Annotated in this window: 11 protein-coding genes and 1 riboswitch; of the genes, 1 reads left to right on the top strand and 10 read right to left on the bottom strand. The window is 75.5% G+C overall.

The window, feature by feature from the left end:
• The first annotated feature begins 70 nt into the window (after positions 1-70).
• Positions 71-1024, top strand: a complete 954-nt coding sequence (locus LQU92_RS07555) for a hypothetical protein (RefSeq protein ID WP_230779524.1) — start codon at positions 71-73, stop codon at positions 1022-1024.
• A gap of 25 nt (positions 1025-1049) precedes the next feature.
• Here LQU92_RS07555 and LQU92_RS07550 read toward each other — a convergent pair whose 3' ends face one another.
• The 10 genes from LQU92_RS07550 to LQU92_RS07505 all read right to left on the bottom strand — a co-directional run bounded on the left by LQU92_RS07550 (position 1050) and on the right by LQU92_RS07505 (position 12128).
• Entirely contained in the window at positions 1050-1841 is a 792-nt protein-coding gene (locus LQU92_RS07550) for a TSUP family transporter (protein ID WP_255667294.1), read from the bottom strand.
• Positions 1842-1867: 26 nt separating this feature from the next.
• Positions 1868-3667: a proline--tRNA ligase gene (locus LQU92_RS07545; protein ID WP_230779516.1), complete on the bottom strand. Its 1800-nt coding sequence runs from the start codon at positions 3665-3667 to the stop codon at positions 1868-1870.
• Between the two features lie 139 nt (positions 3668-3806).
• Positions 3807-4661: a DUF4081 domain-containing GNAT family N-acetyltransferase gene (locus LQU92_RS07540; protein ID WP_230779513.1), complete on the bottom strand. Its 855-nt coding sequence runs from the start codon at positions 4659-4661 to the stop codon at positions 3807-3809.
• 41 nt (positions 4662-4702) lie between these two features.
• On the bottom strand, positions 4703-5872 hold the full coding sequence (gene ispG, locus LQU92_RS07535) for a flavodoxin-dependent (E)-4-hydroxy-3-methylbut-2-enyl-diphosphate synthase (protein ID WP_230779510.1): 1170 nt from the start codon (positions 5870-5872) through the stop codon (positions 4703-4705).
• A gap of 154 nt (positions 5873-6026) precedes the next feature.
• Positions 6027-7361: an RIP metalloprotease gene (locus LQU92_RS07530; protein WP_230779507.1), complete on the bottom strand. Its 1335-nt coding sequence runs from the start codon at positions 7359-7361 to the stop codon at positions 6027-6029.
• Between the two features lie 195 nt (positions 7362-7556).
• Complete coding sequence (locus LQU92_RS07525; RefSeq protein WP_101853192.1) at positions 7557-8156, bottom strand: methionine ABC transporter permease; 600 nt, start codon at positions 8154-8156, stop codon at positions 7557-7559.
• Positions 8157-8215: 59 nt separating this feature from the next.
• Positions 8216-9295, bottom strand: coding sequence for a methionine ABC transporter ATP-binding protein (locus LQU92_RS07520; RefSeq protein ID WP_230779504.1), 1080 nt, complete (start codon positions 9293-9295; stop codon positions 8216-8218).
• Positions 9292-10185 carry a MetQ/NlpA family ABC transporter substrate-binding protein gene (locus tag LQU92_RS07515; protein ID WP_058858463.1) on the bottom strand — a complete coding sequence of 298 codons (894 nt, stop codon included), beginning with the start codon at positions 10183-10185 and terminating at the stop codon, positions 9292-9294. The genes LQU92_RS07520 and LQU92_RS07515 overlap by 4 nt, the downstream gene beginning before the upstream one ends.
• 99 nt (positions 10186-10284) lie before the next feature.
• Positions 10285-10401: riboswitch (SAM riboswitch) on the bottom strand.
• 56 nt (positions 10402-10457) lie between these two features.
• The gene (dxr, locus tag LQU92_RS07510) at positions 10458-11729 is read right to left on the bottom strand and encodes a 1-deoxy-D-xylulose-5-phosphate reductoisomerase (RefSeq protein ID WP_230779502.1); all 1272 of its coding nucleotides are present in this window, start codon (positions 11727-11729) and stop codon (positions 10458-10460) included.
• Positions 11730-11864: 135 nt separating this feature from the next.
• Complete coding sequence (locus LQU92_RS07505) at positions 11865-12128, bottom strand: GlsB/YeaQ/YmgE family stress response membrane protein (protein ID WP_058858462.1); 264 nt, start codon at positions 12126-12128, stop codon at positions 11865-11867.
• Between the last annotated feature and the right edge of the window lie 104 nt (positions 12129-12232).

Below are 12232 nucleotides of genomic sequence, written 5' to 3'. Positions count from 1 at the left end.
TGAACGCGCGCCCGGCCCCCACCCCGGCCCGGGCCCTCGCCCGTTCCTCCCCCCTTCCAGGAGCCGCCCCGTGGACCAGCCCGTCCCGCGCTCCCGCCGCCCCCGGCCGGCGGCGGTGGTGGCGGCCCTCCTGGCGCTGCTGCTGGCCGCGGGCCTGGCCGCCGGGTGGTGGCTGGCGAGCGGCCGGCCCGTGCCCGCGGCCGAGACCGCCCGCGCCCGGGCGTGGCAGGGCACCGGCGAGCTGCTCGACGCCCCGGCGCTGGGGGCCCCGGCGGTGGACGAGCGGCTGCGGGCGGACCTGCGGGCCCAGCGCGAGGCCTTCGGACCCGCCCCCGACGAGCGCGCGGCGGCGGCCGCGGACCGCCTGCGCTCCCCCGCCCCGGCTCCCGGGCCGGGCACCGGGTCCGCCGGGGCACCGGCCGGCGCCGCGGCCCTCCTCGCCGCCTCGGCCCGGGACCTGGCCGGGGACGCCCTGACGGTCCCGGAGCCCGCCACGGCCCGGGTCCTGGGCTCCGCGGCGGCCGCGCGCGCCGTGGGCGCCGCGCACACCGCCGGCGGGCCGGCCGCCCCGCTGTGCGACCCCGGGGGCGACGACGACGGCGACGGCACCGCTCCGGCCGCGGTGCTGTGGTCGGCCCTGGACCGGGCCGTGTACGCGCTGCCGGCCCTGGCCGCCCGCGGGACCGCCCCGGACGGCGCCCCGGCCGTGCCGGCGGGCGTCGCGGACGGGCTGCAGGAGCTGCTGGAGGCACCCCCCGCACGGGCGGCCGTGGCGGCCGATCCCGGTCTGCGGGCCGGGGCCTACGTGCTGCCCCGCGGGTGGGCGCAGGACCCGGCGGCGGCGGCCGTGACGGTCGCCGAGGACGTCCAGGCCGCCGCGGCCCACGTGCTGGGCCGCGGCGGGACCGCGCAGCGGTGCTGGGCGCTGGAGTCCCTGCGCCGGGCCGCGGGCCTCGAGGCCGGGCTCACCGGGGCGGTGGACGCCCTGCCCGGGATCGTCCGCGAGGACCCGGCCGGGCCGTGACGGCGGCGGGCGGGCGCGGGGCCGTTCAGGCCCCGCGCAGGACGTCGAGGCCGAGCTTGAGGATCAGCACGGAGACGACCACGAGGAAGACCGCCCGGATGAAGCGCCCGCCCCGGGCGACCGCCGTGCGCGCCCCGAGGTAGCCGCCGGCCATGTTGGCGGCCCCCAGCACGAGGCCGAGGCCCCACAGCACCGAGCCGTGGCCGAAGAAGAACACCAGGGCCCCGACGTTCGTGGCGAGGTTGACGATCTTGGCCTTGGCGCTCGCGGCGAGGAAGCTGTAGCCCAGCAGCGTGACCATGGCGATCACGAGGAAGGACCCGGTGCCCGGGCCCATCACCCCGTCGTAGAAGCCGATCACCGCGCCGATGGCCACGGCCGTCCCGTAGTGGCGGGCCCCCGCGTGCCGCAGCTGCGTCAGCTGCCCGACCGTGGGCTGGGCGACGGTGAACAGCAGCACGGCGAGCAGCGCGGCCAGGATGACCGGGCGGAACACCTCGGCCGGCAGCGCCGCCGCCACGGCCGCGCCGCCGAAGCTGCCGGCGAGCGCCACCCCGGCCATCGGCAGGGCGGTGCGCAGGTCCGGGGAGGTGCGGCGGTAGTAGGTCAGGGCGCTGGTGGCGGTCCCGAAGACGGAGCCCAGCTTGTTGGTCGCCAGCGCCTGGACCGGGCTGATGCCCGGGACCATGAGCACCACGGGCAGCTGGAGCAGCCCGCCACCGCCGACCACGGCGTCGACGAAGCCGGCGGCGAGCCCGGCGGCGGCGAGCAGGAGCAGGACCGAGGGGTCGGCCTGGGCGAGTCCCGAGGGACCCAGCAGGTCCCCGAGGGCCGCCACGGGGCTCAGCCGCGCACGGCGGCGGCGACCACGGCGGCGACGCCCTCCCGGGCGACGTCCTCGGCGGCGCCGGTGGCGCGGTCCTTGAGCTCGAGCACGCCGTCCTTCAGGCCGCGGCCCACGACGAGCACGGTCGGGACGCCGAGCAGCTCGGCGTCGCCGAACTTCACGCCCGGGGAGACCTTGGGCCGGTCGTCGAAGAGGACCTCGAGGCCCTCGGCCTCGAGCTCGGCGACGACGCGCTCGGCCTCCTCGAGCACCTCGGGGCCCTTGCCGGTGGCCACGACGTGGACGTCGGCGGGGGCCACGTGACGGGGCCACACCAGGCCCTTGTCGTCGTGGTAGGCCTCGGCGAGGGCGGCGACGGCGCGGGTGACGCCGATGCCGTAGGAGCCCATGGTGACCGTGACGAGCTTGCCGTTGCGGTCCAGGACCTTCAGCCCGAGGGCCTCGGCGTACTTGCGGCCGAGCTGGAAGATGTGGCCCATCTCGATGCCGCGGGCGGCCTCCAGGGGCCCGGACCCGTCCGGGGCGGGGTCGCCCTCGCGGACCTCGGCGCACTCCAGGACGCCGTCCCAGGTGAAGTCGCGCCCGGCGGTCAGGTCGTAGACGTGCTTGCCGGAGACGTTCGCGCCGGTGACCCAGCGGGTGCCGCGCACCACGCGCGGGTCGACGAAGAAGGGGATGCCGGTGCCGGAGTCCTCCCCCAGCACGGCCTGGTCGAGGGCCAGGCCCGGGCCGATGTAGCCCTTGACGAGCAGCGGGCACGCGCGCAGGTCCTCGTCGGTGGCCTGCTCGACGAGCAGCTCCCCGGAGACCTCGAGGGCGGCGCCGAGGCCCGCCTCGATGCGCTTGAGGTCCACGGCCCGGTCCCCGGGCAGGCCCACGGCCACGAGCCGGCGGGTGCCGTCGGGCAGCACGGCGGCCAGCACCACGTTCTTGAGGGTGTCCGCGGCCGTCCACGGGCCCTCCGGGCGCGGGTGCAGCTCGTTGGAGCGCTCGACGAGCGTCTCGATGGTGGGGCTGTCGGGGGTCTCCAGCACGCGCGCCGGCGGGGCGGCCCCCGGGTCGAGCTCGTCGGGCACGACCGTGGTGACGGCCTCGACGTTGGCCGCGTAGCCCCCGGGCGAGCGCACGAAGGTGTCCTCGCCGACCTCGGTGGGGTGCAGGAACTCCTCGGAGCGGGACCCGCCCATCGCCCCGGACTGGGCGGAGACGGCGACCACGGGCAGGCCGAGGCGCTCGAAGATCCGCACGTAGGCGGCGCGGTGGCGGGCGTAGGACTCGTCGAGGCCGGCGTCGTCGACGTCGAAGGAGTAGGAGTCCTTCATGACGAACTCGCGCCCGCGCAGCAGCCCGGCGCGCGGGCGGGCCTCGTCGCGGTACTTGGTCTGGATCTGGTACAGGGTCACGGGCAGGTCCTTGTACGAGGAGTACAGGTCCTTCACGAGCAGCGTGAACATCTCCTCGTGCGTGGGCGCGAGCAGGTAGTCCGCGTCCTTGCGATCCTTGAGCCGGAAGAGGTTCTCCCCGTACTCGGTCCACCGGTCGGTGACCTCGTAGGGCTCCCGGGGCAGCAGCGCGGGGAAGTGCACCTCCTGGCCGCCGATGGCGTCCATCTCCTCGCGCACGATCCGCTCGACCTTCCCGAGGACCCGCAGGCCCATCGGCAGCCACGTGTAGATCCCCGGGGCGGCGCGGCGGATGTAGCCGGCGCGGACCAGGAGGCGGTGGCTGTCGACCTCGGCGTCGACCGGGTCCTCGCGCAGGGTCCGCAGGAACAGTGAGGAGAGGCGCAGCGCCACGTGGGCTCCGTTTCTCCCGGGGAGGGCGGCGCACGGTGGTGCCGGGCCCGGGGCGTGGTGGGGTCGGGCGGCGCCGGAGCGCCGCGCATTCCGGTCAAATCTACACCCCCGCCGGGCGGCAGGGCGCCCGGGTCCGCGCTCAGAGCAGGACGGTGGCGAAGGTCCCGACGCGGGCGAAGCCCACGCGGGCGTAGGTGGCCAGGGCGGGGGCGTTGAAGTCGTTGACGTAGAGGCTCACGACGGGGGTGCGGCGGCGGGCCAGGCGCACGGCGGCGGCCATGCAGGGCACGGCCAGCCCGCGGCCCCGGTGGGCCGGGTCGACCCACACGCCCTGGACCTGGGCCACGCCCCGGGCGACGGAGCCGAGGTCGGCCTTGAAGACCACGCGGCCGTCCTCCCCGGTGAGCACGAGGCAGCGCCCGGACTCCACGAGCCCCCGCACCCGGTCCCGGTAGCCGCGGTCCCCGCCGGCGGTCGGCGAGTAGCCGACCTCCTCCTCGAACATCGCGATGCTGGCGGGCAGCACGGCCGCCAGGTCCTCGGGCCCGGCCGTGCGCACCCCGGGGTGGGCCTCGACGGCGGGGTCGTGGTCGAGGGCGAGCAGCGGCTGGACGGGGCGGACGTCGAAGGGCCGGGGCCAGGACCGCCGCAGCCGCTCCCACAGGCCGGTGACCGGCTCGGCGGGGCCGAACAGGGAGGCGTGCCGGGAGCCGCCGCGGCGCAGGTGGCCGGCCACGAGGTCCATGCCCTCCTCGTCGAGGGCCACGGGCACGACGTTGGTGCCGACCCAGCAGGCGCCGGTGAGCACGCCGTCGGGCCCGGCCGTGCCGAGCACGGGCGGGACGCGCCCGCCCCGGCTCGCGCGGTGGGCGTCGACGTGGGCGGCGACGAACGCGTGCGCGACCGGGTCGGCGTCGAGCAGCCGGTCCAGCCCGGCCTCGTCCACCTCCCCGGCCGGCACGAGCCGCTGCGCGAGCCTGCCCTGCGTCCTCACGGCCCCGCTCCCCCGTTCCGCGCCCTCGTCCCGGTTCCCGCTCAGCCGACGGTGACGACGGGCCCGGCCGGGCCGGTGGCCTCCGCGTCCTCCTCGGCGGCCATCTCCTCGGCGATGCGGTGGGCCTCGGCCAGCAGCGTCTCCACGATCCGGTCCTCGGGCACGGTCCGCACGACCTCGCCCTTGACGAAGATCTGGCCCTTGCCGTTGCCGGAGGCCACGCCGAGGTCGGCCTCGCGGGCCTCCCCCGGGCCGTTGACCACACAGCCCATGACCGCCACGCGCAGCGGCACGGTGAGGCCCTCGAGGCCCTCGGTGACCTCGTCGGCGAGCTTGTAGACGTCCACCTGGGCGCGGCCGCAGGAGGGGCAGGAGACGATCTCGAGCTTGCGGGGGCGCAGGCCCAGGGACTGCAGGATCTGCGCGCCGACCTTGACCTCCTCCACCGGCGGGGCGGAGAGGGAGACCCGGATCGTGTCGCCGATGCCCTGGGAGAGCAGCGCGCCGAAGGCCGTGGCGGACTTGACGGTCCCCTGGAAGGCGGGGCCGGCCTCGGTCACGCCCAGGTGCAGCGGCCAGTCCCCGCGCTCGGCGAGCAGCTGGTAGGCGCGGACCATCGTCACGGGGTCGTTGTGCTTGACGGAGATCTTGAAGTCGTGGAAGTCGTGCTCCTCGAACAGCGACGCCTCCCACACGGCGGACTCGACGAGGGCCTCGGGGGTGGCCCTGCCGTGCTTGTCCATGATCCGCTGGTCGAGCGATCCGGCGTTGACGCCGATGCGGATCGAGACCCCGGCGTCCTTGGCGGCGCGGGCGATCTGTCCGACCTGGTCGTCGAACTTGCGGATGTTGCCCGGGTTCACGCGCACCCCGGCGCAGCCGGCGTCGATCGCGGCGTAGACGTACTTGGGCTGGAAGTGGATGTCGGCGATCACCGGGATCGGGGACTTCTTCGCGATGATCGGCAGCGCGTCGGCGTCGTCCTGGGACGGGCAGGCCACCCGGACGATGTCGCAGCCGGCGGCGTTGAGCTCCGCGATCTGCTGCAGGGTCGCGTTGATGTCCGTGGTGGGGGTCGTGGTCATCGACTGGACGCTCACCGGCGAGTCGGAGCCGACGCCGACGGACCCGACCCGGATCTGCCGGGTCTTCCGGCGGGGGGCGAGGACGGGCTGGGGCGCGGCGGGCATGCCGAGGCTGACCGGGGTCAAGGAGTTCCTCCGAGGAGTCGAGGGCGGGGACGTCGAGCGGTGGCAGCGGGGCCCGCGGGCGGGCCCGTCGTCGTCCTCCATTGTGCCCCATGGGTCCCCGGGGGCGGGGGACGGTGTGACGACCCCGACCCCGGGCTCGCCCCGCCCGGGGCGCTCAGAACAGCTGCACCGGGGCCACCACGTCGGCGTAGACCAGCAGCCCCGAGACCCCGATCATCAGGGCGGCCACGGTCCAGGTGAGGGGCAGCAGGCGGGCCGGGTCGAAGGGCCCGGGGTCCGCGCGGCCGAGCACGCGGGCGGTGCCGCGGCGCAGCTGCTCCCACAGGGCCCCGGCGATGTGCCCGCCGTCGAGGGGCAGCAGCGGGAGCAGATTGAAGACGAACAGGGCCAGGTTCACGGAGCCGACCAGCCCGACCAGCGAGGCCGCCTTGTCCCGCAGCGCGATCTCCTCGTGGGCGGCGATCTCCCCGGAGATGCGGCCGACCCCGACCACGGAGATCGGCCCGTCGGGGTCCCGGGGGGCGTCCCCGAAGGCGGCGCGGCCCACCTCGACCACCCGCTCGGGCAGGTGCAGGACCACCCCGGCGATCCGGCCCAGCGCGTCGGCGACCGCGCCCGGGACCGCCCCGACCGGCTGCCGGACGGGCTCGCTGGTGGGGCTGATGCCGATGAACCCGGCGTCCTCGTAGCGCGGCTGCCCGTCCTGCCCGGTCACCGCGGCGCCGGTGGCGTCCAGGACCGGCCGGGAGGTGGCCACGGGGGTGAGCTCGGCCGTGACGGTGCGGTCCCCGCGCTCGAGGACCAGGGTGGTCGGGCTCCCCGCCCGGTCCCGGATCCGCTCGGTGAGCTCGGTCCACGAGCCCACCGGCGCGCCGTCGACGGCGGTCACGACGTCGCCCGGGCGCAGCCCGGCGGCGTTGGCGGGGGCCGGCGGGTCCCCGGGGCCGCACTCGGTGCGCCCGGCGGCCTGCTGCTCGGCGGGCACCACGCACTCGGCGACCCACGCGACCGTGGTGGTCGGGGTGGGGGTGCCGAAGCCGGTGAGCAGCACGGTCAGGCACAGGGTGCCCAGCAGCAGGTTCATCACGGGCCCGCCCAGCATGATCACGACCCGCTGCCACACGGGCAGGCGGTGGAACTCGCGGCCGTCCCCCGCGGGGCCGGTGCGCTCCTCGTCCGCGGTGCGGGCCTGCGCCGCGAGCTGCTGCAGGAAGCCGGTGCGGGAGGCGACGGCGGGGGCGCCGTCCGCGGCCGGCGGGTACATCCCGGCCATCGCCACGTAGCCGCCCAGCGGGACGGCCTTGAGCCCGTACTCGGTCTCCCCGCGCCGGACGGACACGAGGGTGCGCCCGAAGCCGACCATGTACTGGGTCACGCGCACCCCGAACAGCTTGGCGGGCACCAGGTGGCCGAGCTCGTGCAGCGCGATCGAGGCGGCGATGGCCACGGCGGCCAGCACCACGCCCACCAGGAACAGGGCCGTGCCCATCCGGGGACCTCCGGGGTCGTCGGGCGCCCGCGGCGGGCGCCGGGGCGGTGCCGTGCGAGGCACGGCGGGAACCAGTGTGCACCATCGGCCCGGGCGGCGCCCGGACCGGGGCCGGGAGCGGCCCGGGAGCCGGGGACGACGACGGCCGGCCCCTCCCTGCGCGGGTGGGGCCGGCCGTCGGTGCGCCCGGTGCGCTCAGCGGCGCAGGATGCGCCGGGCCAGGTGGTTGCCGGCGAACTGGACCAGCTGGACCAGCACCACGATCACGGCGACCGCCGCCCACGTGACCTCGTCGTTGAACCGCTGGTAGCCCAGCCGCAGCGCGAAGTCGCCCAGGCCGCCGGCGCCGATCGCACCGGCCATGGCGGACATGTCGGTGATGCCGATGACGAGGAACGTGTAGCCGAGCACCAACGGGCCCAGCGCCTCGGGCAGGATCACGGTGGTGATGATCCGCCACCGGGACACGCCCATGGAGCGGGCGGCCTCGACGACGCCGGGGTCCACGCTCATCAGGTTCTGCTCCACGATGCGCGCCACGGCGAACATCGCCCCGATGGTCATCGCGAAGATCGCCGCGTTCGGCCCCAGCCGGGTGCCCACGACGTTCTGCGTGAGGGGCCCGAGGGCCGCGAGCAGGATGATGAACGGGATGGGCCGCACGAAGTTCACGACGACGTTGATCGCCGAGTGCACCGCCCGGTTCTCCAGGATGTTGCCGCGGCGGGTGACGTAGAGCCCGACGCCGACGACCAGGCCGAGCACCCCCGCCAGCAGCAGGGTCGCGGCGACCATGTAGAGGGTCTCCCCCAGCGCGCTCAGCAGCTGGGGCCCGAGCAGGGACCAGTCGTTGGTCACGCCGCCACCTCCCGCACCTCGGTGACCCGGCCCAGCTGCTCGACCACGTCCTGCACGGCCGGGTCCGGGCCGGTCAGCTCGAGGGTCAGCGAGCCGAAGGACTGCTCCTGCAGCACGCTGATCCCCCCGTAGGCGATGGTGAAGCGCACCCCGTGGGCGGCGCCGTCGGAGAGCGGGCCGCCGATGTCGATGCCGTCGCCGACGTCGACGATCACGAGCCGGCCCCGGTGGGCCCGGCGCAGCCGCTCGAGGTCGCGCTCGTCCGGGACGGTGTGCATCACCGAGGACACGAAGCGCCGGGCCGTCTCGGTGCGCGGGCGGGCGAAGATGTCGACGGTGGGGCCGTGCTCCACGACCCGGCCGTCCTGCATCACGGCCACGCGGTCGGCGATCGTGCGCACCACGTCCATCTCGTGGGTGATGATCACGATCGTGATGCCGAGCTCGCGGTTGACCCGCTGGAGCAGCTGGAGGACCTCCTGGGTGGTCTCCGGGTCCAGGGCCGAGGTCGACTCGTCGGCGAGCAGCAGCTCGGGGCTCGTGGCCAGTGCGCGGGCGATGCCGACGCGCTGCTTCTGCCCGCCGGAGAGCTGCTCGGGGTAGTTGCCGGCGCGCGAGGCCAGGCCCACGAACTCCAGCAGCTCCGCGACCCGCTCCCGGCGCCGCTCCTTGTCCCAGCCGGCGCGCTTGAGCGGGTACTCGACGTTGCCGGCCACGGTGCGGGAGGTGAAGAGGTTGAACTGCTGGAAGATCATCCCGATGTCCCGGCGCACCGGGGCGAGCTCGGTCTCGGTGCGCCCGGCGACCTCGACGCCGGCCACGGTCAGGGAGCCGCTGGTGACGGGCTCGAGGCCGTTGATCAGCCGCACGAGGGTGGACTTGCCGGCGCCGGAGTAGCCGATCACCCCGAAGATCTCCCCGCGGTGGACGTCGAGGGTGACGTCGTCGACGGCGCGCACCTCGCGGGCGGCGCGCCCGCTGCCGGTGCGGAAGACCTTGGAGACCTCGCGGAAGGACACGAGCACCTCACCGGGGCGCCCGGGCGGGCCCGGCCGGCCGGGCTCGGCCGCGCTCACTTCTGCTGGTCCTTCAGCTCCTGCTGGTAGCGCTCGGTGAGCTCGCGCAGCTCCTCCTGCTCCAGCTGCAGCGGCACGGCGGTGCCCTTGGTCTCCGTCATCTCCGCGTCGATCACGGGCTGCTCGTGGTAGAGGCCGGCCACCTGCTTCAGGGTCTCGTCGTCGGCGAGCTCCTCGGTCGTGGTGAACAGGTTGACGTAGGCGCGGGAGCCCTCCGCCTCGGGGTCGTCCTGGGCCAGGGCGGACTTCGGGTCGATGTCGGCCCGGGAGAGGAAGTCGTTGTTGATCACGGAGCCGGCGACCGAGTCGAGGGAGAGCACCGTCTGCTCGGCGGAGACCGGGGTGACGCGCACCTTCGAGGCCTCGGTGTCGACGTCGAGCTCCGTGGGGATGAGGGTGTCGCTCGTGAGCTCGATCAGCCCGGCGGACTCGAGCACGATCAGCGCCCGGGAGAGGTTCACGGCGTCGTTGGGGACGGCGATCTCGTCGCCCTCCCGGAACTGCTCCACGGAGTCGTACTGGTTCGAGTACAGGCCCAGGGGGTAGATGGAGGTCGAGCCGACCGGGGTGATGGACCCGCCCGCCGAGTTGTTGTAGTCGGCGAGGAAGGGGATGTGCTGGAACCAGGTCATGTCCACGTCGCCGGACTCGGTGGCCGGGTTGGGCTGGTTGTAGTCGGAGAAGTCGACGTACTCGACGGTGATCCCCTGCTCCTCGGCGAGCTGCTTGAGGGCGTCGTGGGTGGGGTCGGTGCCGACCACCCCGATGGTGACCTTGCCGTCGGCGAGGGCGCCCTCGCCGGAGGACTCCTCGGCGGAGCCGCCGCAGGCGGTGAGGGTGAGGCCGAGGGTCGTGGCCAGGGCGAGGAGGGGGAGGCGCTGCGATCGCATGGGGTGCCTTTCCGTGGATCCGTGATGTGCGGAGGTCAGCAGGGCCGGGGTCCGGCGGCCACGGTCGATCGGCGCGCGGTGCGGAGCGCGGCGGGCGTCGAGCCGTACTTGCCGCCGGCCGTCGTCGGCCGTGGCCGGATGGTTCACCTGGGGCACCCCACTACGGGAGAGGGTTGCCGCCCAGCAAGCCAGGGCTCGGTGCTGGGACTCGTCATCCGGCCGACAGACTAGCACGGCGGGTCCGGTCCCCGTCGCCGGGACCGGTGCGGCCCTCAGCGGGAGAGGAGCGCGCGGGCGAGCCGGCGGGCCCGCTCCTCGGCGGCGAGCACGGCCTCGAGCGTGAGCGGCCCGTCCTCGTCGTGGTCCTCGAGCACGGCGCGCACGGTGTCGACGATCCCGGGGAAGCCGATGCGCCGGGCGTGGAAGGCGTGGACGGCCTCCTCGTTGGCCGCGTTGAACACGGCCGGGAAGGTGCCCCCGCGCTCCCCCGCGGCCTTGATGAGCTCGACGGCGGGGAACGCCGTGGCGTCCAGCGGCTCGAAGGTCCAGGTGGCCGCGCGGGTCCAGTCGCAGGGCCGGGCCGCCCCCGGCACGCGGTGCGGCCAGGCGAGGCCCAGGGCGATGGGCAGGCGCATGTCGGGCGGGGAGGCCTGGGCGAGGGTGGAGCCGTCGACGAACTGGACCATCGAGTGCACGACCGACTGGGGGTGGACCACCACGTCGATGCGCTCGAGCGGGACGTCGAAGAGCAGGTGGGCCTCGAGCACCTCGAGGGCCTTGTTGACCATGGTCGCGGAGTTCGTGGTGACCATCGGGCCCATGTCCCAGGTGGGGTGGCGCAGCGCCTCCTCCGGGGTCACGGCCTCGAGCTCGGCGCGGGTGCGGCCGCGGAACGGCCCGCCGGAGGCGGTGAGCACGAGCCGGTCGACCTCCGCGGCGGTGCCCCCGCGCAGGGCCTGGGCGAGGGCGGAGTGCTCGGAGTCCACGGGCACGATCGCGTCCGGGTCGCCGGTGGCCGCGGCCGCCTCCCGCACGAGCGCCCCGCCGGCCACGAGGGACTCCTTGTTGGCGAGGGCGAGCCGGTGCCCGGCCCGCAGGGCCGCCAGCGTGGGGGCCAGCCCGATCGAGCCGGTGATGCCGTTGAGCACGAGATCGGCGCCCGGGTGGGCGGCGGCCGCAGCGGCGGCGCCGGGGCCGTGGAGGATCTCCGGGCGCCAGGAGCCCGCGCCCGCGGCGCCCGCGCGCTCGGCGATCAGGCCGGCGAGCCGGTCGGCGTCCTCGCCGGTGCCGCTCGTGGCCACGAGCTGCGCGCGGGTCTCGACGGCCTGCTCGGCGAGCAGCTCGAGGCGCCCGGCCCCGGCCGCGAGGGCGACGACCTCGAAGGGGCCGCCCCCGTCCAGGGCCCGGGCGGCGCGCACGACGTCGAGCGCCTGCGTGCCGATGGAGCCCGTGGCGCCCAGCACGGCGATCCGGCGCGGGCCCGCGGCGGCCAGGGCCTGCAGCTCGGGGGTCGGGCGGGTGCGGGGGGCGGCGGGGGAGGTCATGGGTCCCAGTATTCCCCACCCCGGGGCCCTCGCCCGCCGGGGCGGGTGTCGGGTCCGGCCGCCGGGCCCGGGACGACGGCGGGGCCCCGCGCGCCGTCGCCGGCGTGCGGGGCCCCGTGGATCCGGGTGCGGGTGTCAGTGGCGCTTGCGGCCGGTGACGGCTCCCCAGATGAACAGGACGATCAGGGCGCCGACGATCGCGGTGATCCACGTGCCCAGGTCCCAGAAGCTGTCGATGCTGCCGATGCCGATGAGCGAGCCGAGGAAGCCGCCCAGCAGGGCGCCGACGATGCCGAGGACGATGGTGACGATGATGCCGCCGCCCTGGTTGCCCGGCATGATGAGCTTCGCGAGCGCGCCGGCGATCAGGCCGAGGACGATCCAACCGAGAATTCCCATGTCAGTTTCCCTTCGTGTTGCGTGGTCCTGTGCGGTCTCCGGCCCGGAAGCTGTGAACTCCCTGAGCCGCTGACTCCACAGTACCTGAAAGTCAGTGCCCTGTC

Origin of the sequence: Kocuria sp. LUK, assembly GCF_021012935.1 — a bacterium.
Taxonomy (GTDB): domain Bacteria; phylum Actinomycetota; class Actinomycetes; order Actinomycetales; family Micrococcaceae; genus Kocuria; species Kocuria flava.
This window is presented reverse-complemented; position numbering and strand designations above follow the sequence as displayed.

What these genes read in the sequence shown, in the direction of transcription:
- LQU92_RS07505 (WP_058858462.1), bottom strand. Translation starts at nt 12,128, where the DNA reads ATGGGAATTCTCGGTTGGATCGTCCTCGGCCTGATCGCCGGCGCGCTC.
- dxr (WP_230779502.1), bottom strand. Translation starts at nt 11,729, where the DNA reads ATGACCTCCCCCGCCGCCCCCCGCACCCGCCCGACCCCCGAGCTGCAG.
- LQU92_RS07515 (WP_058858463.1), bottom strand. Translation starts at nt 10,185, where the DNA reads ATGCGATCGCAGCGCCTCCCCCTCCTCGCCCTGGCCACGACCCTCGGC.
- LQU92_RS07525 (WP_101853192.1), bottom strand. Translation starts at nt 8,156, where the DNA reads ATGGTCGCCGCGACCCTGCTGCTGGCGGGGGTGCTCGGCCTGGTCGTC.
- LQU92_RS07530 (WP_230779507.1), bottom strand. Translation starts at nt 7,361, where the DNA reads ATGGGCACGGCCCTGTTCCTGGTGGGCGTGGTGCTGGCCGCCGTGGCC.